Origin of the sequence: Phytohabitans sp. LJ34 (assembly GCF_052068095.1) — a bacterium.
Lineage (GTDB): Bacteria > Actinomycetota > Actinomycetes > Mycobacteriales > Micromonosporaceae > Phytohabitans.
Genome location: NZ_JBQHDG010000017.1, coordinates 1 through 24,415 on the forward strand (window position 1 = coordinate 1; position 24,415 = coordinate 24,415).

At 74.2% G+C, this 24,415-nt stretch carries 21 protein-coding genes; 11 read left to right on the forward strand and 10 right to left on the reverse strand.

Features of this window, described 5'->3' with window-relative positions; all coding sequences use genetic code 11:
- Positions 1–152: 152 nt before the first annotated feature.
- A complete protein-coding gene (locus ACTMTJ_RS27715; RefSeq protein ID WP_441220982.1) occupies positions 153–1,274 on the reverse strand; it encodes a peptidoglycan recognition protein family protein in 1,122 nt (373 codons plus the stop codon).
- Between the two features lie 136 nt (positions 1,275–1,410).
- Here ACTMTJ_RS27715 and ACTMTJ_RS27720 point away from each other — a divergent pair, with 136 nt between their 5' ends.
- Together ACTMTJ_RS27720 and ACTMTJ_RS27725 are read left to right on the forward strand one after the other, a co-directional pair.
- Positions 1,411–1,881 (forward strand): methylated-DNA--[protein]-cysteine S-methyltransferase, encoded by a 471-nt coding sequence (locus ACTMTJ_RS27720; RefSeq protein ID WP_441220984.1) that lies wholly within the window; start codon positions 1,411–1,413, stop codon positions 1,879–1,881.
- A 1,038-nt stretch (positions 1,882–2,919) separates the two neighbouring features.
- Positions 2,920–3,453 carry a hypothetical protein gene (locus tag ACTMTJ_RS27725; RefSeq protein ID WP_441220986.1) on the forward strand — a complete coding sequence of 178 codons (534 nt, stop codon included), beginning with the start codon at positions 2,920–2,922 and terminating at the stop codon, positions 3,451–3,453.
- On the opposite strand, the gene ACTMTJ_RS27730 is transcribed toward ACTMTJ_RS27725, so the two are convergent.
- Positions 3,447–3,965 (reverse strand): O-acetyl-ADP-ribose deacetylase, encoded by a 519-nt coding sequence (locus ACTMTJ_RS27730; RefSeq protein ID WP_441220988.1) that lies wholly within the window; start codon positions 3,963–3,965, stop codon positions 3,447–3,449. The two genes, ACTMTJ_RS27725 and ACTMTJ_RS27730, sit on opposite strands and share 7 nt — an antisense overlap.
- Before the next feature lie 38 nt (positions 3,966–4,003).
- Between ACTMTJ_RS27730 and ACTMTJ_RS27735 the strand changes: the two genes are divergently transcribed.
- The 4 genes from ACTMTJ_RS27735 (at position 4,004) to ACTMTJ_RS27750 (ending at position 9,563) form a co-directional block, all read left to right on the forward strand.
- Positions 4,004–7,171, forward strand: a complete 3,168-nt coding sequence (locus ACTMTJ_RS27735) for a BTAD domain-containing putative transcriptional regulator (RefSeq protein WP_441220990.1) — start codon at positions 4,004–4,006, stop codon at positions 7,169–7,171.
- Positions 7,172–7,201: 30 nt separating this feature from the next.
- Positions 7,202–8,167, forward strand: a complete 966-nt coding sequence (locus ACTMTJ_RS27740) for an ATP-binding cassette domain-containing protein (protein WP_441220992.1) — start codon at positions 7,202–7,204, stop codon at positions 8,165–8,167.
- 35 nt (positions 8,168–8,202) lie between these two features.
- Positions 8,203–8,958: an ABC transporter permease gene (locus ACTMTJ_RS27745; RefSeq protein ID WP_441221418.1), complete on the forward strand. Its 756-nt coding sequence runs from the start codon at positions 8,203–8,205 to the stop codon at positions 8,956–8,958.
- Between the two features lie 158 nt (positions 8,959–9,116).
- Complete coding sequence (locus ACTMTJ_RS27750; RefSeq protein ID WP_441220994.1) at positions 9,117–9,563, forward strand: hypothetical protein; 447 nt, start codon at positions 9,117–9,119, stop codon at positions 9,561–9,563.
- 84 nt (positions 9,564–9,647) lie between these two features.
- Here the strand turns inward: ACTMTJ_RS27750 and ACTMTJ_RS27755 are convergent, their stop codons facing one another.
- Complete coding sequence (locus tag ACTMTJ_RS27755) at positions 9,648–11,735, reverse strand: HAD-IC family P-type ATPase (protein WP_441220996.1); 2,088 nt, start codon at positions 11,733–11,735, stop codon at positions 9,648–9,650.
- 63 nt (positions 11,736–11,798) lie between these two features.
- On the opposite strand from ACTMTJ_RS27755, the gene ACTMTJ_RS27760 reads away from it, so the two are divergent.
- Entirely contained in the window at positions 11,799–12,101 is a 303-nt protein-coding gene (locus ACTMTJ_RS27760; protein ID WP_441220998.1) for a metal-sensitive transcriptional regulator, read from the forward strand.
- 43 nt (positions 12,102–12,144) lie between these two features.
- Entirely contained in the window at positions 12,145–12,903 is a 759-nt protein-coding gene (locus ACTMTJ_RS27765) for a class I SAM-dependent methyltransferase (protein WP_441221000.1), read from the forward strand.
- On the opposite strand, the gene ACTMTJ_RS27770 is transcribed toward ACTMTJ_RS27765, so the two are convergent.
- Complete coding sequence (locus ACTMTJ_RS27770; RefSeq protein WP_441221002.1) at positions 12,872–13,753, reverse strand: hypothetical protein; 882 nt, start codon at positions 13,751–13,753, stop codon at positions 12,872–12,874. The two genes, ACTMTJ_RS27765 and ACTMTJ_RS27770, sit on opposite strands and share 32 nt — an antisense overlap.
- 219 nt (positions 13,754–13,972) lie before the next feature.
- On the opposite strand from ACTMTJ_RS27770, the gene ACTMTJ_RS27775 reads away from it, so the two are divergent.
- Both ACTMTJ_RS27775 and ACTMTJ_RS27780 read left to right on the forward strand, forming a co-directional pair.
- A complete protein-coding gene (locus ACTMTJ_RS27775) occupies positions 13,973–14,557 on the forward strand; it encodes an RNA polymerase sigma factor (RefSeq protein ID WP_441221004.1) in 585 nt (194 codons plus the stop codon).
- An 8-nt stretch (positions 14,558–14,565) separates the two neighbouring features.
- Entirely contained in the window at positions 14,566–15,036 is a 471-nt protein-coding gene (locus ACTMTJ_RS27780; RefSeq protein ID WP_441221006.1) for a hypothetical protein, read from the forward strand.
- A gap of 25 nt (positions 15,037–15,061) precedes the next feature.
- Here ACTMTJ_RS27780 and ACTMTJ_RS27785 read toward each other — a convergent pair whose 3' ends face one another.
- Positions 15,062–17,674 carry a CHAT domain-containing protein gene (locus ACTMTJ_RS27785; RefSeq protein WP_441221008.1) on the reverse strand — a complete coding sequence of 871 codons (2,613 nt, stop codon included), beginning with the start codon at positions 17,672–17,674 and terminating at the stop codon, positions 15,062–15,064.
- A 52-nt stretch (positions 17,675–17,726) separates the two neighbouring features.
- Between ACTMTJ_RS27785 and ACTMTJ_RS27790 the strand changes: the two genes are divergently transcribed.
- Entirely contained in the window at positions 17,727–19,046 is a 1,320-nt protein-coding gene (locus tag ACTMTJ_RS27790) for a S8 family peptidase (protein WP_441221010.1), read from the forward strand.
- Here the strand turns inward: ACTMTJ_RS27790 and ACTMTJ_RS27795 are convergent.
- Genes ACTMTJ_RS27795 through ACTMTJ_RS27815 form a run of 5 tightly spaced genes read right to left on the reverse strand, consistent with a single transcriptional unit; the run spans position 19,035 to position 24,391 of the window.
- Positions 19,035–20,201, reverse strand: a complete 1,167-nt coding sequence (locus tag ACTMTJ_RS27795; protein WP_441221012.1) for an aminotransferase class V-fold PLP-dependent enzyme — start codon at positions 20,199–20,201, stop codon at positions 19,035–19,037. The genes ACTMTJ_RS27790 and ACTMTJ_RS27795 overlap by 12 nt on opposite strands.
- The gene (gene egtD, locus ACTMTJ_RS27800; protein ID WP_441221013.1) at positions 20,198–21,160 is read right to left on the reverse strand and encodes an L-histidine N(alpha)-methyltransferase; all 963 of its coding nucleotides are present in this window, start codon (positions 21,158–21,160) and stop codon (positions 20,198–20,200) included. The genes ACTMTJ_RS27795 and egtD overlap by 4 nt, the downstream gene beginning before the upstream one ends.
- Entirely contained in the window at positions 21,157–21,879 is a 723-nt protein-coding gene (gene egtC / locus ACTMTJ_RS27805) for an ergothioneine biosynthesis protein EgtC (protein ID WP_441221015.1), read from the reverse strand. The genes egtD and egtC overlap by 4 nt, the downstream gene beginning before the upstream one ends.
- Entirely contained in the window at positions 21,879–23,180 is a 1,302-nt protein-coding gene (egtB, locus tag ACTMTJ_RS27810; protein ID WP_441221017.1) for an ergothioneine biosynthesis protein EgtB, read from the reverse strand. The genes egtC and egtB overlap by 1 nt, the downstream gene beginning before the upstream one ends.
- Positions 23,177–24,391, reverse strand: coding sequence for a glutamate-cysteine ligase family protein (locus ACTMTJ_RS27815; RefSeq protein WP_441221019.1), 1,215 nt, complete (start codon positions 24,389–24,391; stop codon positions 23,177–23,179). Before ACTMTJ_RS27815 ends, egtB begins: the two co-directional genes overlap by 4 nt.
- Positions 24,392–24,415: the final 24 nt, after the last annotated feature.

A 24,415-nucleotide genomic window follows, 5' to 3' on the forward strand; every position in this document is an offset into this window, starting at 1 on the left:
GCGGGCGCAGAAGTTCACCTGGAACGCGGACGGCACGCCCAACTTCGGCACCCCGGTCAACAGCGGCGTGGCCATCCCGGTGCCGTCGGGTGAGCCGGCGTCCTGACGTCTTGTTGTTTTGCGGTTTGTTGTTTTCGCGGTCGCCGGCGGCCTCAGCGCTGAAACTCCTGGCGCACGATGCCACCGGCGACCGCGCACCACGTCGCCAGGTCGACTTTCCCGGTGGGCTCCAGGCCGTGCAGGCGTTGCACCTTACGCACGGCGTCGCGGGTGGCCACGTCGAACGTGCCGGTCAGCTCCACCGGGTATCCCTTGGGGCGCAGGATGCTCTGTAGTCCGAGCACGGCGTCGCCGGTCGACCGCGCGTCCAGCGGCGGCACCAGCGCGTCCCAGGTGCCGCCGAGCACCTCGCCCAGCCCGGCGGCCGGCATGCCGTGCGCGACCTGGAAGTCGTTGACGGCCGCGACCGTGGTGGGATCGAAGGTGCCGGTCGGCTGCACCTGGTACCCGTGTGTCCGCAGTAGATACTGGGTGAGCCGGACCACCGGGCCGGTGCTGGGGGAGAGGATGTTGGGCCAGGTGCGGGCCGGGATCGCCGACGGACGCTGGCCCAGCGCGCGTGCCACGTCGCGCCGCACGCGCGGAAAGAGCTTGTAGAACTCGATGCCGGGGCACTGTGTCTCGCGAAAGTCCCAGTGTCCGAAGAGGACGTGCGCGCCCAGCCCGTACCGCCGGCAGATCTCCACGCAGAGCGCGGTGAGCCCGGTGAGCAGCGAGCGCGGCGGCGCCTCCTCGACGTAGATGCCCTCGTTCTCGATGCCGATCGCGCGACCGTTTTCACCCGGCGAGTGGGCGCCGACGACCTGCTGGGTGCCACCGCGCAGCGCGGCGAGGCTGCCCGCCCGGCCTTCGAGCACGAAGCCGCCACGGCTGACCGTGAAGTGCTGGCCGCTGTCGAGCCAGCCGTTGCCGTCCATGTGCAGGTTTTGGATGTCGCGGGCGAGCCAGATCGCCTGGTTGACCGAGTAGTCGGTGCTGTTCGGGTAGGCCGTGTGGTGGATGACGACCTTCTGCGTGGTGCCGGTGTTGAGCGTGGGCGTGCCCGACGGCGCGCGGGCCGCCCAGGACGTGCCGGTGATGATCTGGTCGACGAACGGCTGCTCGGTGTCGCTTGTGGACACCGGCGCGGCCTGGGCGGTGGCCGGGATGGTCAGGCCGCCGGCGGCGGCCGCGGCGACACCGGTCTTCACGAGGGTACGGCGGTCGAGGGTCATGGCTCGCTCCTGGTGGCGGTTTTTGCCGACGCTTTGGACCACGCGTGAAGGATATTGCCAGTCGCCGGTGTGTCCGGTCAATCGCCACGTCCGAATCCCGCCAGCATCGCGGCTCTTCCGGGGGCAGGCTGTAGGCATGTCCACTGTGTTCACGACCCTCGACACGCCCATGGGTGCCCTGCTGCTGGCCGGGGAAGGCGGCGTGCTGACCCGCGTCACGTTCGGCCGCCCGGAGCCCGCGTGGCGCGCCGGCGACCTCCCGGAGGCGACCGGCCAGCTGCGCGCCTACCTCGCCGGCGAACGCCACGACTTCGCGCTGCCGGTGCGGTCGGCCGGCACCCCGTTCCAGGAGCGGGTGTGGGCGGCGCTCGACGAGATCCCGTACGGGCGGACGCTCACGTACGGCGCGCTGGCCGAGCGGGTGGGCGCACCACGCGACCGCATCCGCGCGGTGGCCGCGGCCGTGGGTGCCAACCCGCTGCTGATCGTGCGGCCGTGCCATCGGGTGGTGGGGGCGGACGGCTCGCTGACCGGGTACGCCGGAGGGCTGTCCGCCAAGCGCGACTTGCTGACGCTGGAGGGCGCGCTACAGACCGCGCTGTTCTAGAGACCTTTCGGAGTTGGGGTTACCGCGGTCGCGGGCTCGATTCAAAGGCAGATTTGAGCTACCGCGATGTCCGTCGTGGTCCCGACCGCTGCGCGGGGCCCCCGGGGAAACGTGGAGCGCAGCGGAGCGTTTTCTTGGGGTGCATTTCCCGCGGCCTCACCCGTCCGCCGCTGGTCACGCTCACCCCGCGCACGGTCGTTTGTCCACAATGCCCCGTGCCGAGGCGACCGGCACCGGACCGGACAGAGGCACTGTCACCACAGGTAACCGCCGCGGCGGTGTGAACAGGATCCCGATGCCAGATCTTGGAGAGTTTGGGCGCCATATCAACCCTAGGTCTCCTAGATCTGGAAGCCCGACCCCCGATGCTGGTGACGCTGCGTCAGGATGTCGTTGGTAGGGGCTTGTCCCGCGCAGCTGGCAGTGGACGGCCGGGGATTTCGGGCTCGCCTTTCCTCTTGTCGGCGGCGACAGCGTCGAGCGGCCTTCGTCGCCGCCAGTAGCCACCGAGACGGCATCCGCGGCGCGAGCTTCGAGATCTAGAACGGTTAGGGCGCTATATCAGCCCTAACCGTTCTAGATCTGAAAGCACCTGTCCAGGCCGGCGACGCTGTGTCACCAAGCGGCGCGGCGACCACCACACCGACCCTGCGGGCTTGCGGCGCGGGCCTGGCAGCGCGGGTCGGGGATCTCGGCGAGCCCTGGCGAGCCGCCGACCCACGCGTACTCCGGCGGGAGCAGCGGCCCGCAGCTGACACGAACCCGGGCAAACTCAAGCTCGAGGCACACCACGACCGGCGCCACCCTGACCCCGAAAGGCCTCTAGGGCGCGCTCTCCCGATGATCGTTCGCCCAATACCCGCACGCTTCCCGGCGTGTCGTGTCGTTTTCGGGCGAACGATCATGGCGCCGCCACGTGCCGAGCCACATCCCCAAACAGTGGGAAGCGGGAAGGTCTCCAGACCAGGCGGAGCGAGGGGTGCGGGGTGGCACGTTCCGGGGATTTGGCGGGACGGGCGCTTTCCTAGCGTGAGTGCCATGACGGACTTTCATGTTCCGACCGAGCCGTATCACGTGCTTCCGGCCGAGATCCACAGCGACGGCAACTCCGACGGTGTCACCGACTACGTCGTGCACGACCACGACCGTGACGGGCACTACGAGCGGTACGAGCAGGACACCGACTACGACGGGCGGTTCGACGTCGTCCAGTACGACACGAACGAGGACGGCGTGGTCGACGGGCGGCTGGAGGATCTCAACCGGGACGGCGCCTGGGATGTGGCGGCGTGGGACCGAAACCACGACGGGACCTACGACAACCTCAGCTACAACCTCGACGGGCGGCCGGGCTGGGATCTGCACAAGGTGGACACCAACTACGACGGGCTGATCGACCTCGTGCGCCGCGACCTCGACCACGACGGGTTGTACGACGTGCGGACCGAGGACCGCGACCACGACGGCGCGGTGGACCGGCTGTCGTACGACCTCGACGGCGACGGCCACTTCGACCTGGTCAAGGAGGACAACAACTTCGACGGTGACTTCGAGAACTCGTTCCGCTACTGACCGGCGGCGTCCTCCGCGAGCGCCGCGGCCAGCAGGTCGTAGGTCGCCGCGTCGAAGGCGACCAGCCGCACCTGTTCCACCCTCGTGGGTGTCGCCCGGATCGTCGCCACCGCGATGCGCGCGGCCCTCGCCGGCGGGAAGCCGTAGACGCCCGTCGCGATCGCCGGGAAGGCCACGCTCCGCGCGCCCACCTCGTCCGCGACCGCCAGGCTGCGCCGGTAGCAGGAGGCGAGCACCTCGTCCTCGCCGTACGCGCCGCCGTCCCACACCGGGCCCACGGTGTGGATGACGTGCCGCACCGGCGGGTCCATGCCGAACGCGGGCGTCACCTTCGCCTCGCCGGGCGGGCACGGCGCGATCGCCCCGCCCGCCCGTGCCAGCTCCGGGCCGGCCGCCTGGTGGATCGCCCAGTCGACGCCGCCGCCGCCCAGGAGCGACTCGTTCGCCGCGGTCACGACCGCGTCGACCTTCTCGCGCGTGATGTCTCCGCGCACTACCTCGATCGCCACCATGGCACCGATGCTTCCAGAACGTGGGAGAGGATGTACCCGTGCGGTACGGGGTGCTCGGAGCGGTGCAGGTGCTCGGCGCCGGCGGGGTCGAGGTGCCCGTCGGTGGGCCGCGCGCCCGCGCGCTGCTCGTGCTCCTGCTGCTCGACGCGGGGCGGATCGTGCCGGCCGAGCGCCTGATCGACGGCCTCTACGGCGACAGCCCGCCGGCCGGTGCCGCCAACGCGCTCCAGTCGCAGGTGTCCCGGCTGCGCCAGGCGCTGGGGGAGTACGCGCCGATCGAGTTCCATCCGGCGGGGTACCGGCTGGCGGTGGAGCCGGACGGCGTGGACGCGCACCGGTTCGCGCGGCTGGCCGCCGACGGGCAGCGGGCGTTGGGCGCGGGCGACCTGGCCGGCGCGGCCGCGGCGCTGCGCGAGGCGCTCGACCTGTGGCGGGGGCCGGCGCTGGCCGACGCGCCCCACGCGGCCGGGAGGGCGGCGCGCATGGAGGAGCTGCGGCTCACCGCCGTCGAGGACCGCGTCGAGGCGGAGCTGGGCTTGAAAACCAACCCGGGCCAGCTCGTCGCCGAGCTGCGCGACGTCGTGGCCGCCCACCCGCTTCGGGAACGGCCGCGCGCCCTGCTCATGCGGGCGCTCTACGCGGCCGGGCGGGCGGGCGAGGCGCTCGCCGCGTTCGAGGACGCGCGGCGGGTCTTCGCCGACGAGCTGGGCACCGACCCGTCGGCGGAGATGACCGCGCTGCACGTGGCCATCCTGCGGGAGGAGGTGGCCCAGCCGCCGTCGCTGCCCGGGCAGCTGACCAGCTTCGTGGGGCGGGAGGAGGAGCTGCGCCGCGTGGGCAAGCTGCTCGGCGAGGCGCGGCTTGTCACGCTGCACGGGCCGGGTGGGGCGGGCAAGACCCGGCTCGCGGTGGAGGCGGCCGGGCGGCAGGACGGCGAGGTGTGCTTCGTCGAGCTGGCGGCGCTCACCCCCAGACCGCCGGAGCGGGCCGGCGCCACCGCGGACGCCGCCGACGGGGGGAGTGAGCGCGGCCAGGACGGTGACGTGCCCCGGGCGGTGCTCGGCGCGCTCGGCCTGCGCGAGGCCGGCCTGCGCGGGGCGGCCGACCCGCGGGACGCGACCGAACGGCTCGTCGCCGCGCTCGCCGACCGGCGGCTGCTCGTCGTGCTCGACAACTGCGAGCACGTCGTCGACGAGGCGGCCCGCCTCGCGGCGCGCATCCTCGCGGCCGCACCGGGAGTGCGGGTGCTCGCCACGAGCCGTGAGCCGCTCGGCATCACCGGCGAAGCGCTCTGCCCCGTCTCCGGCCTGGCGGTCCCGCCGACGGAGAGGCCGGACGAGACAACGGCGGAAAGGCCGGACGAGACACCGGATCGGGCGCCCGGCCAGGCCTCCACCTACCCCGCCGTGCGGCTGTTCGCGGACCGGGCGGCGGACGCCGTTCCCGGGTTCACCGTCGATGGTTCCAATGTGGACGATGTGCTGCGGATCGTCCGTACCCTGGATGGGTTGCCGTTGGCCATCGAGCTGGCGGCGGCGCGGCTGCGGGCGCTCCCGGTCGCGGAGGTCGCGGTCCGTCTCGACGACCGTTTCCGGCTGCTCACCCGCGGCAGCCGCGCGGCGCAGCCCCGCCACCAGACCCTCCGCGCGGTCGTCGAGTGGAGCTGGGAGCTGCTCGATGAGAGCGAGCGGCGGCTGGCGCGGCGGCTGACCGTCTTCGTGGGCGGGGCCACGCTCGACGCCGCCGAACGCGTCTGCGGCGCCGACCTCGACGTGCTCGCCAGCCTCGTGGACAAGTCGCTGGTGGTGGCCGCCGCCGGACGGTACCGGATGCTGGAGACCGTCCGCGCGTTCTGCGCCGAGCGGCTCGCGGAGGCCGGGGAGGCGGCGGAGCTGCGGGCCGCGCACGCCGCCTACTACCTCGACCTGGCCCGCACGGCCGACCCCCACCTGCGCCGCGCCGAGCAGCTGGAATGGCTGCGGCGCCTGGACGGCGAGCGGGACGACCTGCGCGCCGCGCTCGCCCGCGCCGTCGACGACGACCCGCCCACCGCGCTGCGCCTGCTCGCGGCGCTGTCGTTCTACTGGTGGCTGCGCGGCCTGCGTACCGAGGGGGCCGCGCTCGCCGCCCGCCTGCTCGCCGCCGCCGGCCCGGAGGCGCCCGAGGGACTGCTGGAGGAGTACGCGGCCTGCGCCCTCACCGCTCATCTCGGCGGCACCGCCGACGTGCCGGCGCGGCAGTGGGGCGCGGACATGATCGTCCCGACGCTGGGGCGGCCGCCGCGGCACCCGTTCGTGCTGTATCTGTCGGCGATGGCGCTCGGCCCGCCCGCGGACGGCCCGGTCACGATCGCCGAGATGGTCGAGCGGTGGGGCCCGATCTTCGGCGAGGACCCGTGGATCCACGCGCTCGGCTCCATCGGGGTGGGGCTGATGCTCCTGTTCCACCAGCGGGTCGAGGAGGCCGAACGGGAGATCGCGGTCGCGCTGGCCGGCTTCCGGGCGATCGGCGAGCGGTGGGGCATGATGCTGTCGCTGGCGGCGACAGCCGAGTTCGCCGACGGGCGCGGTGACCACGCCGCGGCCGCCGCCCCGATGAGCGAGGCGCTGCGGCTGGCCGAGGAGCTGGGCTCCGGGGTCGACATGGCCGACCTGCTGCGCACCCGCGGCGACGGGCGGGTGGCCGCCGGCGACCCGGCCGCGGCGCGCGCCGACTACGAGCGTGCGGCGGCGCTCGCCCGCCGCGCCGGCGTGACCGAGATGGTGGCCGCGGCCCACCTGGGGCTCGCCGGGGTGGCCCTGCGCAGCGGCGACCTGGCCGAGGCGCGGCGGTGGTGCGCGGAGGCACTGGCGGAGTGCCCGAGCGGGTGGTTCAGCGCGGACGCCACCCGCTTCGGCGTGCTGGTGGCTCACGGCAGCATCGCGCGCGAGGAGGGGGACGAGGCCGCCGCCCGTGCCTGGTACCGCCGCGCGCTCGCCGCGATGGCCGGCGTCCGCACGATGCCCATCGTCGCCGACGCGATCGACGGCCTCGCCGCCCTCTCACCGCCGGACGAGGCGTCGCTGCTGCTCGGCGCCGCGGCGGCGCTGGAGGCGGTCCCGCTCGACGCGGCCCGCGGCCGCGCGGCCTCCCTGGCGGACTTCGAGCGCGGCGCCGCGATGAGCCGCGCACAGGCGCTGACGGTGTTGTCAGCCGGCGGTGCGTGACCGGTCAGCGCCGCCCGCCACCGTGCTGGCATGACGACACAGACCCCCGCGGTGGTCGCCGAGGACCTGCGCAAGCGGTACGGCGCGACCACCGCCCTCGACGGCTTCGACCTCACCGTGCCGGCCGGCACCGTGTGCGGCGTCCTCGGCCCCAACGGCGCCGGCAAGACCACCGCCGTGCGGGTGCTCGCCACGCTGCTCCGCTTCGACTCCGGCCGGGCGTGGGTAGCCGGGCACGACGTGGTCCGCGAGCCCGGCCGGGTGCGCGGCGCGATCGGCCTCACCGGCCAGTACGCGGCGGTCGACGACATCCTCTCCGGCCGCCAGAACCTCGTCCTGTTCGGCCGCCTCCACCACCTGCGCCCCCGCGCGGCGAAGCGGCGGGCGGACGAGCTGCTGGAGCGGTTCGGCCTGGCGGAGGCGGCGGACAAGTCGGCCAAGGACTACTCCGGCGGCATGCGGCGCCGGCTCGACCTGGCGGCCAGCCTCATCCGGACGCCGGAGGTCCTGTTCCTCGACGAGCCCACCACCGGCCTCGACCCGCGCAGCCGCAACCAGCTGTGGGACGCGGTGCGCGAGCTGGTCGGGGGCGGGACGACGGTGCTGCTCACCACGCAGTACCTGGAGGAGGCCGACCAGCTCGCCGACCGCATCTCGGTGGTCGACCAGGGCCGGGTGGTGGCCGAGGGCACCTCCGACCAGCTGAAGAGCAAGATCGGCGGCGACCGGGTCGAGGTGGTCGTGCGGGACGCGGCGGACCTGGCGGAGGCGGCCCGCCTCGTCGGCCACGTCACGGCCGCGCCACCCGAGGTCGACGCCGACGTGCGCAAGGTGAGCGCGCCCGTCACCGACCGCGTCGCCGCGCTCTCCGACGTGATGCGGACACTCCAGGCCGCGCGGATCACCGTCGAGGACGTCGGGGTACGTCGCCCGACGCTCGACGAGGCGTTCCTGCGGATCACCGGCCACCGTTCCACCGAGGGGGTGTCGCGGTGACCTCGCTGCGCTGGGGCCTCGCGGACGGGTGGACGATGACCCGCCGCAACATGGCGCACGTGGTGCGCGCCCCCGAGGAGATCGTCATCTACTTCAGCCTGCCGATCATGTTCGTGCTCGTCTTCGGGTACGTCTTCGGCAGCGGCATGGCCGTCCCGGGCGGCGGCAACTACCGCGAGTACCTGCTGCCCGGCGTCTTCGTCATGACCATGCTGTACGGCCTGGGCGCCACCGCCACGGGCGTCGCGGTGGACGTGAGCCGCGGCGTGGTCGACCGCTTCCGCTCGATCGACATGGCCCGCTCCGCGCTGCTCGTCGGCCGCAGCGGCGCCGACCTGCTCCGCGCGCTACTGGAGATGGCGACGCTGGTCGTGTGCGGCCTGCTGGTGGGCTGGCAGTGGCGCGACGGCGTCCTGAGCGCGCTCGCCGGCGTGGGGCTGGTGCTGCTGCTCCGGCTGGCGCTGACCTGGGTCGGCATCTACCTCGGCCTGGTGGTGCCCAACCCGGACACCGTCTCGGTGATCGTGTTTCCGGTGGCGTTCCCGCTGACCGCGCTCTCGAACGTCTTCGTCGCGCCCGACCTCATGCCCCACTGGCTCGGCACGATCTCCGCCTGGAACCCGCTCTCCGCGACGGTCGCGGCCAGCCGGGAGCTCTTCGGCAACCCCGGCACGGGCGGCGACTCGTGGGTGGCCCAGCACCCACTGCTGCTGGCGGTCCTGTGGCCGGCGCTGCTCATCACGATCTTCGCGCCGCTGGCGGTGCGGCGCTACCAGCGCCTGAGCCGCTGACCCCGCCCGTGAGCGGCCGGGCCGCCGGGCGGTGGGCTCGGTGGGCTCGGCCGTTCGGTGGGCTCGGCGGCTCGGTGGGCTCGGTGGGCGCGGCGTCGGTGGGCCTGGCCCCTCGGTGGGGTCGGCGGCTCGGTGGGCTCGGCCGCGAGAATGGGTCCATGAGCGAGGAGATGCGACGCGCGGCGGTGGTGGCGTTGGCCGCGCTGGCGAGGAGTTTCGACGACCGCGACCAGGCGGACGCGGGCCGTTGCCTGGCCAGCTTCGCCGAGATCCCCGAGGCACGCGAGCCGTTGTGGCACCTGATGCTCGGCTCCGCCGGCGCGTCCGCCGTCCGCGCGACGGTGGAGGGCCTGCTCCGGCGCCAGGACGCGGTCGGCGTCACGGTGGTCGCGGCGGCGCTGGGCACCGCCGACCCCGACCAGGTCGACCGGATCCACATCGCGCTGGCCGACGTCATGAGGGTGCTCGCCGGCGAGCTGGATCTGGAGGCCACCATGCGGTCGTGCGGGATGTTGGTCGAAGGCGACGACGAAGACCTGAGCCGCGGCGCCGACATGCTGATCAGCATGGTCGCGATGGTCTCCATCATGGACCCCGACGACTAGCGAGCGTTCGGGCAGATCCGGCTCAGATCGTGGTACTCGGCTGCTGCCCCAGCTACAGCCAGGTACCACGATCCGCATCGTGTGTTACGCCTCCTGCGGGGTGAGCCTGGTGCGGCGGAGGAGTTGGGCGTTCAGGGCAACCACGATCGTGGAGGCGCTCATCAACACCGCGCCGACCGCGGGGCTCAGCGTGATGCCGGCCCAGGCCAGGACGCCGGCGGCCAAGGGGATGGCCACGATGTTGTAGCCGGCCGCCCAGGCGAGGTTCTGCACCATCTTGCGGTAGGAGGCGCGGGACAGGCGGATGACGCCGGTCACGCCGCGCGGGTCGGACGAGGCGAGCACCACGCCGGCCGACTCGATGGCCACGTCGGTGCCGGCGCCGATCGCGATGCCGACGTCGGCGCGGGCCAGGGCCGGTGCGTCGTTGACGCCGTCGCCGACCATCGCGACCCGGTGGCCGCGCTCCTGGAGGCCGGCGACCGCGCTGTCCTTGTCGGCGGGGAGCACCTCGGCGAAGACCTCGTCGAGGCCGAGCTTGTCACCGACCGACTCGGCAACCGCCCTCGCGTCGCCGGTGATCATCGCGATCTTGCGGACGCCCTCGCGGCGGAGCTGGGCGATCGCGTCGCGGGCCTCGGGGCGGACCTCGTCTTCGAGGGCGAGCGCGCCGATCACCTCCGGGCGGCCTCCGTCCTGGCTCGCCGCGCCCCCGTCCTGGCTCGACCCGCCGCGGTCCTGGCTCGACCCGCCGCCCTCGTGGTTCGCCTCGCCGCCCGGCGCCGCGGAGGTGGGGTCGAGGCGGATCAGGTGGAGGACGGCGGCGCCGCGGCGTGACCACTCGCCGGTCTGCTTCGCCAGGTCTTCGGGGACCTCGGCGCCCAGCTCGCGGAGCAGTGCCGGGCCGCCGACCGCGTAGCCGACGCCGTCGATCGTGGCGCGCACGCCGCGGCCAGTCAGGGAGCGGAAGTCCGTCGCCTCGGCGGGGGTGTCCGCGGCGGCGACGATCGCCTTGGCCAGGGGATGCTCGCTGTCGGCCTCGACGCCGGCGGCCAGGCGCAGCACGTCGTCGCCGCCGGCCACGCCGCTGACCTTGTGGGCGCCCTTGGTCAGCGTGCCGGTCTTGTCGAAGAGGACGGCGTCCACGGTGCGCATGCGCTCCAGGGCGAGGCGGTCCTTGACCAGGATGCCGGCGCGGGCGGAGACGGCCGTGGACAGCGCGATCACCAGCGGGATGGCCAGGCCGAGCGCGTGCGGGCAGGCGATGACCAGGACCGTCACGGTGCGGACGACGGCCTCGTCCAGGTCGCCCGATGCCCACCAGGCCAGGAACGTGAGCACGCCCGCGCCCGTCGCCACGTAGAAGAGCATCGCGGCGAACCGGTCGGCCAGCACCTGAGCCCGGCCGGCGCTGGCCTGGGCCTGCGCGACGAGGCGCTGGATGCCGGCGAGCGCGGTGTCCTCGCCGACGGCGTCGACCCGGACGCGGATCGCCGAGTCGGTGGCGACGGTGCCGGCCACGACGCGGTCGCCCCGCTCGCGCGGGACCGGGCGGGACTCGCCGGTGATCATCGACTCGTCCAGCTCGGCGGCGCCGTCGGTGATGCGGCCGTCCGCCGGGACGCGGCCGCCGGAGCGGACCAGGACCACGTCGCCGGGCTTCAGGTCGGCGATCGGGACCCGCTCGCCGCTGACCAGCTCGGCCTCGTCGGGCAGCAGCGCGGCCAGCGCGGACAGGGCGCCCTGCGCCTGGCCGATCGCCTTCATCTCCTGCCAGTGGCCGAGCAGCATGATCGTGACAAGGGCGGCGAGCTCCCACCAGAAGTCCAGGTCGAAGGCGCCCGCGGCGGTGGCGATCGAGGCGCCGTAGGCCACGGTGATCGCCATCGAGATCAGCAGCATCATGCCGGGCGCGCGGTCGCGCACCTCGCGCACGCCGCCGACCAGGAACGGCCAGCCGCCGTAGAAGAACACGACCGAGCCGAGCACCGGGCCGACCCAGTCGACGCCGGGGAAGTCGAGGCGGTAGCCGAACCAGTCCATGACCATCTCGCTGGTCAGCACCACCGGGACGGTGAGCGCCAGGCTCAGCCAGAACTTCCGCCGGAACATCGCCGGGTCGTGGCCGGCGTGCTTATCGTGGCCTTGCACGTGGTCGTGGCTGTGTTCCATGGGCCGTACTATACCCCCCTAGGGTATTGCTCCGGGTAGGATGTGGGGCCGGGAGAGGATGACATGGACGACACTGCACACGCACACCACGGATATATCCACCAGAAGGACGACTACCTCAAGCGGCTGCGGCGCATCGAGGGCCAGGCGCGCGGCCTTCAGCGCATGGTCGAGGAGGAAAAGTACTGCATCGACATCCTGACCCAGGTGTCGGCGATGACGAAGGCACTCCAGTCGGTCGCGCTCGGCCTGCTCGAAGAGCACCTCAGCCACTGCGTGGCCCAGGCGGCCCAGTCCGGCGGCCCGGAGGCCGACGAGAAGATCCGCGAGGCATCGGACGCGATCGCGAGGCTGGTGCGCTCGTAGAAATTCGGCGGCGGCCGCGAGCGAGGACCGGCACCCTGGGCGGGTGGCCACGTTCGAAGAGCTTGTCGAAGAGGGCGCCGCCGCGCCCGTAGAAGGGTGGGACTTCTCCTGGTTCGCCGGCCGGGCGACCGAGGAGCGACCGCCGTGGGGTTACGCCCGGCTGATGGGGCGCCGCATGGCCGAGGCCCGGTCGGGCCTCGACGTGCAGACCGGCGGCGGGGAGGTGCTGGCCACCATCCCCGCGCCACCACCCCGGCTCGCGGCCACCGAGTCCTGGCCGCCCAACGTGGCGGTGGCCCGCCGCAACCTCGCCCCGCTCGGCGCCACCGTGTACGAGGTGGCCGACGACGCCGACCTGCCGTTTCCGGCGGAGGAGTTCGACCTCGTCGTGAGCCGCCACCCGACCCGGATCCTGTGGGACGAGATCGCCCGGGTGTTGCGGCCCGGCGGCGCCTACCTGTCGCAGCAGATCGGCGACGGCACCAACCACGAGCTGACCGAGGCGATGACGGGCCCGGTGCCGGCCGGCACCGCGCGCGACCCGCGCCGGGTGGTCGCCGCCGCCGAGGCCGCCGGGCTGACCGTGGTCGACCTGCGGGAGGCGACGCTGCGGGTGGAGTTCTTCGACGTGGGCGCGGTCGTGCACTTCCTGCGCAAGGTGCTCTGGACCGTGCCCGGGTTCACCGTCGAGGCGTACCGCGACCAGCTGAAGGCGGTGCACGACCGGATCCAGGCCGAGGGGTCGTTTCTGTCCCACAGCCGCCGGTTTCTCATCGAGGCGGTGAAGCCCGCAGGATCTTGACGGTGTGCACGGTGATGTAGCCGCGCCAGTCGAGGGCCGCCGCGGGCGACCCGGCCGCGAAGTCGACGGTCCAGCCGCCGTCGTCCTCCTGCCGCCCGGCCAGCTCGGCGAGCTCCGCCTGGACCGCGCCGGGTGGCATGAGGTCGCGCAGCGGCCCGGGGAATGGGGCGAAGTCGAGCGGCCGCATCGACTCGCCCTCGCTGCCGCCCACCACCGGCAGCGTCGCCGACGCCGGCAGAAACCCGACGAGCCGCCGCAGCTCGGCGGCCGCGCCCGGCCACGAGTCGTGCACCGCGTCGAGAAACCACAGCATGAACCGGAACTCGATCGCGAAGCCGGCCTCCCGCCGCTCGGCGATCCGCTCCCGGCAGTACGCGCCGGCGCGGGCCAGCCACGGGTGGTCGCGTACCGCCGGGTCGTGCCGGGCGACCTGGTGCGCGGCCGCGGCGACCGCGCAAGTGATCTGCGGCGACGACGTGGTGGTGTCGGCCCCGGTCCAGATCGGCGAGGTGCCCGTGGGCTGGGTGACGGGGAGCGCGAACGGCAGGCCGCCGTCACCCAGCGTCACCGATTCGAGCCAGTCGCACAGCGGGCCGCCGAACTCGCTCGTGCCACCCACCTCCGCCAGCACCTCGAACGCGTGCAGCGCGCCGGCCGGCTGGCTCTCCGGCGACCGCAGGTCGGGCTCCAGCGCCCAGCCGAAGCCGCCGTCCGGGTTGCGGTACGCGGCGAGGGCGGCCAGCACCGCCACGCCGTCGCCCTCCCCGGTGACCAGGTCGAACCGCCGGCGGTCGATCAGCCGTGCGTGGCCGGCCAGGAACTCCGCGGCCTTGTTCAGATAGGTCTCCATGGGCCCCATCCTGGCGCGCCCATACCGGCCCCGGCTTGAACGAAACGGACACGCGGCGGGTATCGCACACCGGACAACGCGTATCAACGCGACGTGCGGGCCGCTCATGTCTGCGTGATGCCAAAATCGATCCCGTCCAATCAGCACCGTCCCGGCGCGCGTCGTGGACTTGCCGAGCGGCCGTTCGCGAGAATGGGGCCGGCGATCCGGGGGGACGGGATGGACCCATTGGCGGAGGCGGATGCACGCGATCTTGTCGAGCGGGTGCGAGACGGCGACAACGAAGCGTGGGTGGAGCTCACCGACAGGTACGTGAGCCTGCTCTGGTCGGTCGCACGGAGCATGCGGCTGAGCGAGGCCGACGCGGCCGACGCGGTACAGACCACGTGGCTGCGCCTGGTCGAGGCGCTCGACTCGCTGCGCGATCCGGCGCGGGTCGGCTCCTGGCTGGCGACCACGATGCGGCGCGAGTGTCTGGCGGTGCTGCGGCGCCGCGCGCGGGTGGTGGCCGCCGAGGGCTGGGACCAGATCGCCGGCGACACCGCCGCGCTCGACGAGGCGCTGCTGCGCCGGGAGCGCGACGCGGCGCTGTGGCGGGCGTTCAAGGGGCTCGGGCCACGCTGCCAGTCACTGCTGCGGATGCTCATGGCCGAGCCGGCCCCGTCGTACGCCGAGGTGTCCGCGGCGCTCGACATGCCGGTCGGCGGCATCGGCCCGACGAGGCGCCGCTGTCTCGACAACCTGCGCAAGATCATGCTGGCCGGAGCACATCCGTTCGAGGCCCCGTCAGCGGGGAGTGCGTGAGGACTGTCATGAACGATCTTGATGACGACGCCCTGATGGCCGAGCTGCGCCGCATCGCGGCCGAGGTCGACCCGGTGCCGCTGAGCGTGGTCGAGGCGGCCCGCGCCGCGATCGCCACCCGCCACCTCGACCACGAGCTCGCCGAGCTCGTCGCCGACTCGGCCGACGCCGGGTCGGGCCTGCTCTTCGAGGCGGTGCGCGGGCCGGGGGTGGCGGAGAGCCGGCTGCTCACGTTCGACGGCGGCGGCGTGCAGGTCGACGTCGACCTGGCGCCGACGGGCGGCGGCCTGCGGGTGATCGGGCAGTTCACCGGCCCGGTGACCGAGTGCGCCGTGGAGCGCGGCGACGGCGGCGCGCTGGAGCTCGCGGTCGACGAGCTGGGCCGCTTCGTGGCCGACGACGTCTCGCCCGGCCCGCTGCGCCTGCGCTACCGCTCCGAGATCGGTCAGCTGGTGCGGACCGCGTGGCTCGTCCCGTGAGCCGCGCCCGGGGCGTCGCGTGAGCTCAGCGCCCGAGGGCGAGGAAGGACAGGGCCGTCGCGACCGCGACCGGGTCACCGCCGGTGCCGGCGCGCACGGTGAGCAGCGCCTCGGCGAACGAGGCGCCGGCCCGCAGCCGCTCGTGGAAGGCGACCATCAGCGGGGCGGTGGCGCCGTCGTGCACTGGCACGACGCTGGCCAGGATGCTCGCCGTGCCGAGCGGCACCAGCGCGGTGACCATGCCGAGCAGCTCGTCGACCACCGAGGCGCCGGCCGCGGCGACCGTACCGGCCACACCGGACTCGCAGCTGGAGAGCACCAGCCGCAGCGGCGCGCGGCGCAGCCGCCCCAGGTCGTGCACCATCAGCGGCCCGTCGTCGAGCGACAGCGCGGAGAAGAGCGGGTTTCCACTGTGGAACGTGCCGTGCGCCGCGACGTGCGCGGTCCACGCCCCGTCGAGCGCGGCCAGGGTGGCGGCGGCCGTGGCGGCGCCCTCGCTGAGCACCACCGCGTCGGGGTACAGGGCGGCGAGCTGCTTCAGCTCGACCGCGCTGGCGTCCAGACCCGGGCCGCCGACCAGCGCCACCCGGTGCCGGCGCGGCGCCTGCACGGCACCGGCGCGCAGCCAGGTGGCGGCCGACGGCGCGACGCCCAGCGGGGTCCCGCGCAGCGCCGGGAGCAGCGCCCACGGCACCGCGTGCAGCTGCGCCGGCGGCACCACGACGACCGGGCCGTCGCCGGCGAGGTCGGCGGCGGCCGGCCCGAGCAGCGCCCGCTGGAGCGCCACCCCGGCGCGGTCGAGGCGGTCGAGCACCCCGCGCGGCGCCCGGCCGTGTGCGAGCCGCCGCAGCATGAACCGGGCCAGCTCCACCTCCCGCTCGGCGCCCGCGAGCGAACCGACGGCGTGCATGCGGACCCGGCGGCCGACGGCGGTGGTGGCGTACAGGACGCCGTCGACCGCGGTCAGCTCGGCCAGCCGGTGGTCGCCCAGGCCGTCGAGCAGCGCGGCGAGGTCGGTGCCGGCGAAGCCGCCGCCGGCCGGGTCGCCCGCCGCCCGCCGGGTACGCGCGCGGATCGACGCTTCGAGCGTGCCCCGCTCGTGGTCGAGCCGCGCGGTCGGCGCGCCCTCCGCCCGGGCCGCTTCGAGTCGGCGTACCACCGCGCGCAGCGAGCCCAGCTCGGCGACGAGCTCCGGGTCGTCGGGCGGCAGCGCCGGGGGCACGGCGAGCGCGCTGGCCCGCCACCGCTCGGTCCAACGCAGCAGCATCCGGCCGTCGCCGCGCCGCACCGCGTGGCGCAGGGCGATGTCGACCAGCTCGGTGCCGTACGCGGCGGCGTGCGCGCGCAGCTCCGGCGCACCGAGCGTGCGCTGGTGCTCGCCGGCGGCGACGAGGCCGCGCCGGCAGGCGACCAGCGCGGCGGCCGTGTCACCGCGGCCCTGCGCGCGCAGCGCCTGGGCCAGCCAACCGGCCGCGTGGCCGAACGTCGGGCCTCGGTGCCGGTAGCGGGCCGCGCTGGCCAGGTGGCGCTCGGCGACGTCGGTGCGCCGGCCCAGCCCGGCGGCCAGCCGCCCGGCGAGCAGGTGGGCGGCGGGTGCCTCCTCGGCACGCAGCGCCTCCAGCCGGTGGGCCAGGTCGGCGGCCTGCGCGAGCAGGCGGGCGCCGCGCTCGCCGGCCGCGTACCGCGACTGGGTCACCACGAACGCCGCGCGGGCGTGCCACCACTGCCGCCCCTGCCGGCGGAAGAGGTCGCGGGCGGCGGCCGCGCGTTCGATCGCCTCCGCGGGACGGCCGGCGGCGACCGCGGCACGCGCGGCGACCAGCTGGAGCTCGGCCACCTTCGTCCGCTCGCCGCCGGTGCCCGCCCGGCGCACCGCCTCGTCGGCGACGGTGACCGCCTCGGCGGCCAGGCCCGCCGCGAGCAGCACGGCGCAGCGGTCGATGGCGAGGTTGGGGCGGGTCACGCCGAGCGCCGCGTACCGCTCGCCGGCTTCGTCGAGGAAGCCGAGCGCGCGCGGGATGTCGCCGCCCTGAAGGGCCAGGTCGGCCCGGCTGTGCACGGCCATCGCCGACTCCATCTCCTGCCCCGCGTCGGCGAGGAGGCGCTGGGCGATGGCGAGGTCGTGGTCGGCGCGGGCGGCCTGCCCGAGCGCCGCGTACACGAGGAAACGGTGCGTGCGCGAACGGGCCTCCCAGATCGGGTCGCCGCCGCGCCGCAGCAGGTCGATGGCGCGGCGCAGGTCGGCGAGCGCCTCGTCGTACCGACCCAGCACGCGAAACAGGCTGGCCCGGCGCATCAGCACCCGGCCGGCCCGGACCCCGCCCGCGCAGCCCGCGACCGCGGTGTCCAACATGGCCAGACCTTGTGCGGTACGCCCGGCGAACCCGAGCGTCGCGCCGAGGGTGGCCTGCACGTCGACGACCCGCTCGGCCGAGGGGGAGCGCCGGGCGGCACGGAGGGCGGCGCGCAGTTCGGCGATGGCGTCGTCGACCCGGCCGGAGTCGCGCAGTACGATCGCCCGCGCTTGGTGCGCGACCGAGGCGGCGGTCGCGTCCGGACGCCGGGCGAGCACCTGCCCGGCCTCGGCGAGCGCGTCGGCCGGGCGCGAGACGGCGAGCGCGAGCAGTGCCTCGTCCACCAGCACATCGTAGGAATTCCATGGAACCGATCGAGACACCGGGGAGGGTGTCGTGGCTGACAAGCCGACAGGCAAGTCGAGATCGACCGAGCAGATACAGGCCGACCACACGGTCCGCGCGCTTGGCGGGCCGGAGGAGGCGGGCATCCTCCGCAGTGGACAGCCGGGGGAGATCCAGTACATATACCGGAAGGGCTTTATCCTGGTCCGCGAGGAGGCGGTGGCCGACGTGCGGTCCATCTTGGACCGTTACGACCAAGGCGTGCGTGGGCGGCGCAGCGACGACTACGGCGAGACACCGCCGCCGTCCCGCGAGCGCGACGAGATCGAGCAGGTGGTCAGCGGCGTCCGGCTGCTGCGGGTGCGCGGCCTGGAGACGCACGACGCCCTCGACCTGATCCGGGAGGGCAGCGAGGAGTTCGACATCGCGGGCCTCGGCGCCGGGATGTGCGCGCCCGACCACGCGGTGCACATCTCCGGTGACGCGGCGACGTGCCCGGCCACCGAGCCGGAGCCCGTCGCGCCGGGTGGCTCGCCGTTCCCGCCGATAGCCGCCGACCCGTCGGCCGGCGCCGGCGTCAAGGTCCTGGTGATCGACACCGGCTTCGACAACGGGATGAGCAGCACGCCGTTCTGGCTGCACGGGGTGACCGGCGAGACCGACCCGCTGGTGCGGCAGGGCAGGGTGCTCGAGCCGTACGCGGGGCACGGCACGTTCATCGCCGGGCTGGTGCGGGCGGTCGCGCCCCGGGCCGAGGTGCGCGTGCTGAGCTTCTTCAACCGCGGCGGCGCCACCTGGGAGTCGACGCTGGTGCAAAACCTCGACAGCGCGCTGGCGTTCGAGTTTCCGGACATCATCAGCATGTCCGCCGGCACCCGCTCCTACCCGGGCGGGCTGCTCGCGTTCAACGTCTTCAACGAGCAGCGGCTGCGCCACCACAAGGGCGTGGCGCTCGTCGTGGCGGCCGGAAACGACGGCGACCGCGACTTCTTCTGGCCGGCCGCCGCGTCGTACACGGTGTCGGTCGGCGCTCTCGACACCGACTGGCGGAGCCGGGCCGACTACAGCAACTTCGGCGGCTGGGTCGACGTGTACGCGCCCGGCACCGACCTGGTCAACGCGTTCCCGGACGGGAAGTTCACCTACCAGGAACACCCGAACATCCCGCCCGCGCTGCCGCAGCCGCGGGTCGAGACGTTCGCGGGCATGGCGATGTGGAGCGGCACGTCGTTTTCCACGCCGATCGTGGCCGGGCTGATCGCCGCCCGGATGTCCCGCACCGGTGAGAACGGCCGGGACGCGGCGGCCGCTCTCATCGCCCAGGCGCGGGCACAGGCGGTGCCCGGGGTGGGTGCGGTCCTACTGCCGTAGCACGGCGGCGAGGCGGTCCAGCTCCTCCTCGGTGTTGTAGTAGTGCACCGAGGCGCGGACCAGGTCGGGCAGGCCGCGGGCGGCGAGGTCGAAGCGGGCGTACTCCATCGGGGACACGCTCGTGTTGATCCCCGCCGCCCGCAGCCGCCCGCGCACGTCGGCCGCCGGCACGCCCCCGACCGTGAACGTGACGATGCCGCACCGCCGCGTCCCCTCGTCCCGCACGGCCACGCCGGGCACCTCGCGGAGCCGGTCGCGCAGCCCCTCCGCGAGGGCGGTGACCCGGGCCTCGATCGCGTCGAGGCCCCAGCCGAGCGCGTAGTCGACCGCCACGCCGAGGCCGATCTTGCCGGCGTAGTTGGTCTCCCAGGTCTCGAAGCGGCGCGCGTCGGGGCGGATCTCGTACGCGTCCGGCGCGGTCCAGGTCGCCGCGTGCAGGTCGAGGAACGGTGGTTCGAGGCGCTGGACGAGCCGCTCCGAGACGTACAGGAAGCCGGTGCCGCGCGGCCCGCGCAGGAACTTGCGGCCGGTGGCGGCGAGCATGTCGCAGCCGATCGCGGCTACGTCGATCGGCATCTGGCCGACCGACTGGCAGGCGTCCAGCAGGTACGGCACGCCGGCCGCCCGGGCCAGCGCGCCGATCTCCGCGGCAGGGTTGACCAGCCCGCTGTGCGTGGGCACGTGGGTGACCGCGACGAGCGCGGCGCCCCGCTCCAGCTCCTGGGCGAGGTGGTCGAGCGAGGGGAGGCCGTGCGCGTCGGTCTCGATCACCTCGATCACCGCCCCGGTGCGGCGGGCCACCTGGAGCAGGGCGATCACGTTGCTGGCGTACTCGGTGCGGACGGTCAGGACCCGGTCGCCGGGCCGCAGGTCGTACGCGTAGAACGCCATGTCCCAGCCGCGGGTGGCGTTTTCCACGACCGCCACCTCGCCCGGCGCGCACCCGATGAGCCGGGCGATCGCCGTGTACGCGTGGTCGACCTCGGCCGCCGCCGCCTCGGCCGCCTCGTAGCCGCCGATCCGCTCCTCCAGCCGCAGGTGGCCGACGACCGCGTCGGTGACGGCGGCGGGCGGGAGCGCGGCGCCGGCGTTGTTGAGGTGGACCACGTTTTCGCAGCCGGGCGTCTCCCGCCGCGCCCGCTCGACGTCGATCATGACGCTTGCGCCAGCGTCACCCCGAAACGGCCCGCCGGGTCGGTCCACCACCGCGCCGGCTCGAAGCCCGCCGTCGTCAGCTCGGCCGCGATCCCGTCACGGCGGAACTTCGCGGAGATCTCCGTGTACAGCTCCTCGCCCTCGGCGAACGAGACGTCGAGGTCCAGCCCGGTGACCCGGACCCGCATCGGCCGCAGCGCGCGGAGCCGCATCTCGATCCACTCCTCCTTCGCGTCCCAGAGCGCCACGTGCGCGAACGACTCCGGGTCGAAGTCGGCGCCGAGCTGGCGGTTGAGCACGCGCAGCACGTTGCGGTTGAACTCGGCGGTGACACCGGCGCTGTCGTCGTACGCCGCGACGAGCGTCGCCTCGTCCTTGACCAGGTCGGTGCCGAGCAGGAACCACTCGCCCGGATGCAGCACCGCCCGCAGGTCGTGCAGGAAGCGGGCCCGCTCGGCCGGCTCGAAGTTGCCGATCGTGCCGCCCAGGAACACGACGAGGCGCCCGTCGCCGGCCGGTATCTCGTCGAGGTGGCGGGTGAAGTCGCCGGCGATCGCGTGCACGTCGAGGTCGGGGTAGTCGGCGTCGATCGCGGTGGCGGCCGCGCGCAGGGCCGGCTCGGAGACGTCGAGCGGCACGAAGCGGGCCAGCGTGCCGTGCCGGTGCAGCGCGTCGAGCAGCAGCCGGGTCTTGTCGGAGGAGCCGGAGCCGAGCTCGACGAGCGACTTCGCGCCCGTGGTCTCGGCGATCTCGGCGGCGTGCGTGGTGAGCGCGGCCCGCTCGGCGCGGGTCGGGTAGTACTCGGGCAGCTCGGTGATCCGCTCGAAGAGCTCGCTGCCGTACGCGTCGTAGAACCACTTCGGCGGGAGCGTCTTCGGGGTCGCGGTCAGGCCGGCTCGGGCGTCGTCGCGCAGCGCCCGGGCCAGGTCGGCCTCGGTCAGGTGGATGTCGAGCCTCACAGATCCTCCACTGTGTACGTTGTCGCGTCGGCCACGACGAGCGAACGGTCGGGCACGGGTCGCCACGCGGGGTCGTCGTCGAAGGGCTCGGAAGCGACGACGTGGGGACGGGTCCACAACGAGTGGCCGGCGGTCGTGGCGTGGATCCGGCGGCCGTCGGTGAGCAGCAGGTTGAGCCGCGAGCCGGGCGCGGCGGAGTCCACTTCGGACACGGTGGCGGCGAGCGCGGCGGCCGGGTCGGCGCCACCACGCAGCCGGTGCCGCACCAGCGCCCACAGGAACGCGGCGTCGGTGGGCGCGTCGAGCGTGAGCAGGTCGACCGCGGGGAGCCGCTCGGCGAGCTTGGCGACGCTGTGCGGCCACCCCATGACCCGGCCGTTGTGGCTGAAAAGCCAAACCCCGTCGTGGAACGGGGCGCAGGCGCCCTCGGTCACCGGCATCCCCACCGTCGCCGAGCGCACCGCCGCGAGCACCGACCCCGACGTGGTGACGCGCGCCAGGTCGACGAAGCCCGCGTCACTCCACATCGGACTCGCACGCCGATAGCGGACGGGGCCGTCGGGCGTGTGCCACCCGACGCCGAAGCCGTCCGCGTTGATGGTGCCGCCGCCGCGCATGTCGCGCGGCGCCCAGGACTGGCGCAGCAGCGCGTGCGGCGGCTCCAGCACCAGGGCCGACAGCGACACCGGCGGCCCCAGGTAGGCCAGGTGACGGCACACTAGGCGACCTCGCCGGGCGCGGCGTCACGCGCGCAGCGGAAGCCGCTGAAGATCTGCCGCCGGATCGGGTAGTCCCAGTTGCGGAACGTGCCCCGGCAGGCCGCTTTGTCGGTGCCGAACGAGCCGCCACGCAGCACCTTGTACTCCGGACCGAAGAACACCTTCGAGTACTCGTCGTAGGGGAACGCGGCGAAGCCCGGGTAGCCGGCGAAGTCGGACGACGTCCACTCCCACACGTCACCGATCAGCTGGTGCACGCCGGCCGGCGAGACGCCCGCCGGGTAGGCGCCCACGGGCGCGGGGGAGAGGTGGCGCTGTCCCAGGTTGGCGTGCCGCTCCGCCGGATCCTCGTCGCCCCACGGGTAGCGGCGCGATCGGCCGGTGGCCGGGTCGAAGCGGGCCGCCTTCTCCCACTCCGCCTCGGTCGGCAGGCGCTTGCCGGCCCAGGCGGCGTAGGCCTCCGCCTCGTACCAGCAGACGTGCACCACCGGCTCGTCCGGCACCAGCGGCTCGCGCCGGCCGAAGCGGGTGTACGTGCCGTCGCCGTGCCAGTGCATCGGCCCGGACAGGCCGGCCCGCTGGCGATGCGCCCACCCCTCGGTGCTCCACCAGCGCGGGTTGGCGTAGCCGCCCGCGTCGACGAACTCCTGGTACTGCCCGTTGGTCACCGGCGCGCGGTCGATCAGGAACGCCGGCAGGTCGACGGTGTGCGCCGGCCGCTCGTTGTCGAGCGCCCAGGGCTCCGCGGAGGTACCCATCGTGAAGGGCCCGGCCGGGATCAGCGCCTCGCCGCCGGCGGTGGCCGTGGCGCGCGGTGGCGGCGCGGCCTCCAGCACCGGCGGACCGACCCGCAACTGGTGGGTGGCGAGCATGGTCTCGTCGTGCTGCTGCTCGTGCTGCACGATCATGCCGAACGCGAACCCCTGGTCGACCAGCGGCCGCCCTTCCAGCGGCACCCGGTCGAGCAGGTCGAGCACCTTGTCGCGTACCTGGCGGGTGTAGGCCCGCGCCTCGGCCGGCCCGAGCAGCGGCAGCTGCGGGCGATCCTTGCGCGGGTGCTTGAACGCGTCGTAGAGGTGGTCGATGTCGGACCGCACCGGCTCGCGGCCGCCCACGTCGCGGACCAGCCACAGCTCCTCCTGGTTGCCGACGTGGGCGAGATCCCACACCAGCGGCGACATGAGCGGGGAGTGCTGGCGGACCAGGTCGTCGTCGTCGACCGCGTCGGTCAGGCCGGAGCTGCGCAGGCGGGTGCGTTCGAGCTCGGCGGCGACAAGCGCACGGACATCGATATCAGTCATTTCGCAGCCTCCTGTAGCCGGTCGGCAACCGCGCTGACCTGCGCGGCGGTGAGGTCGGTGTCGGACAGTGCGGCGAGCGCCAGCTCCACGACCCGGGGCGCGACCGCGCCGAGCACCGGGTCCGCGAGGCCGTCGCGCGCCGCCGCCACCCATCGGTCCGCGGCGGGCAGGGCCCGCGCGGACGCCTCGTCCACCGTCTCCTCACGAGCGAAAAGCGCCGCGAGTACGGCCACCGGGGTGAGCCAGTCGCCGGACGGCTGGGCGTCCAGGTAGCGAACCTCGAGGTAGCCCCGGGCCCGCACCGGCGTGAAGAGCGTGGACAGGTGGTGGTCGAGGTCGTCGTAGGTCGGTGGCCGGTCCGGCGCGCCCGCGACGCCGTCGATCCAGCCGGCGAACGTCACCGGTCCGGGGGTGTCGCGTGCCTCGGCGCCCTCGCGGACGAAGAGCACCGGGGTGTCGAGCGTGCGGCCGGCCCACGAGCCCACCGCGCCGTCGCTGGGCGGCGGGGGATGGGTGCGGCTCGGGTCGGTGGCGAACCAGCTGCGCACCCGGCTCGACACCCAACCCGTCTCCCGGCCGGCCTGGCGGGGCGAGTTGGCGAACAGGGCCACCATGACCGGACCGAGCCGATGCAGAGCGGTCCAGCGGGCGGCGACCCGCTCGGTGGTGCCCGCGTCGAGGCAGACCTGGAGCCCGGCGGAACCGGTCATCCACGCGCGGCCGTGCGGCCCGATGCGGTCGAAGGCGCGTTCCATCGCCTGGTAGCGCGGGGTGTGCAGCACGCGCCGCGCCGGCCGGTGCGGATCGCACCCGTGGTCGCCGAGGCGCAGGCCGGCGCCGGCCAGGCGGGCCGCGACGTAGTCGATGTCGGCCGCCGTGCCGGCGTGCAGTCGGGAAAGGGATGACTCGGGCGGGGTGGAGATCTCCACCTGGCCGCCGGGCTCGAGGGTGACCGTGCCGCCGTGCGGCAACGCGAGGTGCGGACTGTCCGGCCGCAGCGTGCGGGGTGTGTGGTCACCGAGCGCCGCGCAGAGCGTGGCGGGGTCGAGGGGTCGGGACGGGTCTTCGGAGTGGTGAACGGTCCATTCGAGCTCGATGCCCAGGTGGCGGGGTGGTCCGGTCTTGAAGCAGACGCGCCCCACATAGCCCTCGGCATCCGCCCGATCGGTGACCGTTGGCGCGGTCGCCGTTACCGATTCGAGATGTGACACGATCGCGACCTTACCTCGGCCGTG

What these genes read in the sequence shown, in the direction of transcription:
- ACTMTJ_RS27715 (WP_441220982.1), bottom strand. Translation starts at nt 1,274, where the DNA reads ATGACCCTCGACCGCCGTACCCTCGTGAAGACCGGTGTCGCCGCGGCC.
- ACTMTJ_RS27720 (WP_441220984.1), top strand. Translation starts at nt 1,411, where the DNA reads ATGTCCACTGTGTTCACGACCCTCGACACGCCCATGGGTGCCCTGCTG.
- ACTMTJ_RS27725 (WP_441220986.1), top strand. Translation starts at nt 2,920, where the DNA reads ATGACGGACTTTCATGTTCCGACCGAGCCGTATCACGTGCTTCCGGCC.
- ACTMTJ_RS27730 (WP_441220988.1), bottom strand. Translation starts at nt 3,965, where the DNA reads ATGGTGGCGATCGAGGTAGTGCGCGGAGACATCACGCGCGAGAAGGTC.
- ACTMTJ_RS27740 (WP_441220992.1), top strand. Translation starts at nt 7,202, where the DNA reads ATGACGACACAGACCCCCGCGGTGGTCGCCGAGGACCTGCGCAAGCGG.
- ACTMTJ_RS27745 (WP_441221418.1), top strand. Translation starts at nt 8,203, where the DNA reads ATGACCCGCCGCAACATGGCGCACGTGGTGCGCGCCCCCGAGGAGATC.
- ACTMTJ_RS27750 (WP_441220994.1), top strand. Translation starts at nt 9,117, where the DNA reads ATGAGCGAGGAGATGCGACGCGCGGCGGTGGTGGCGTTGGCCGCGCTG.
- ACTMTJ_RS27755 (WP_441220996.1), bottom strand. Translation starts at nt 11,735, where the DNA reads ATGGAACACAGCCACGACCACGTGCAAGGCCACGATAAGCACGCCGGC.
- ACTMTJ_RS27760 (WP_441220998.1), top strand. Translation starts at nt 11,799, where the DNA reads ATGGACGACACTGCACACGCACACCACGGATATATCCACCAGAAGGAC.
- ACTMTJ_RS27770 (WP_441221002.1), bottom strand. Translation starts at nt 13,753, where the DNA reads ATGGAGACCTATCTGAACAAGGCCGCGGAGTTCCTGGCCGGCCACGCA.
- ACTMTJ_RS27775 (WP_441221004.1), top strand. Translation starts at nt 13,973, where the DNA reads ATGGACCCATTGGCGGAGGCGGATGCACGCGATCTTGTCGAGCGGGTG.
- ACTMTJ_RS27780 (WP_441221006.1), top strand. Translation starts at nt 14,566, where the DNA reads ATGAACGATCTTGATGACGACGCCCTGATGGCCGAGCTGCGCCGCATC.
- ACTMTJ_RS27795 (WP_441221012.1), bottom strand. Translation starts at nt 20,201, where the DNA reads ATGATCGACGTCGAGCGGGCGCGGCGGGAGACGCCCGGCTGCGAAAAC.
- egtB (WP_441221017.1), bottom strand. Translation starts at nt 23,180, where the DNA reads ATGACTGATATCGATGTCCGTGCGCTTGTCGCCGCCGAGCTCGAACGC.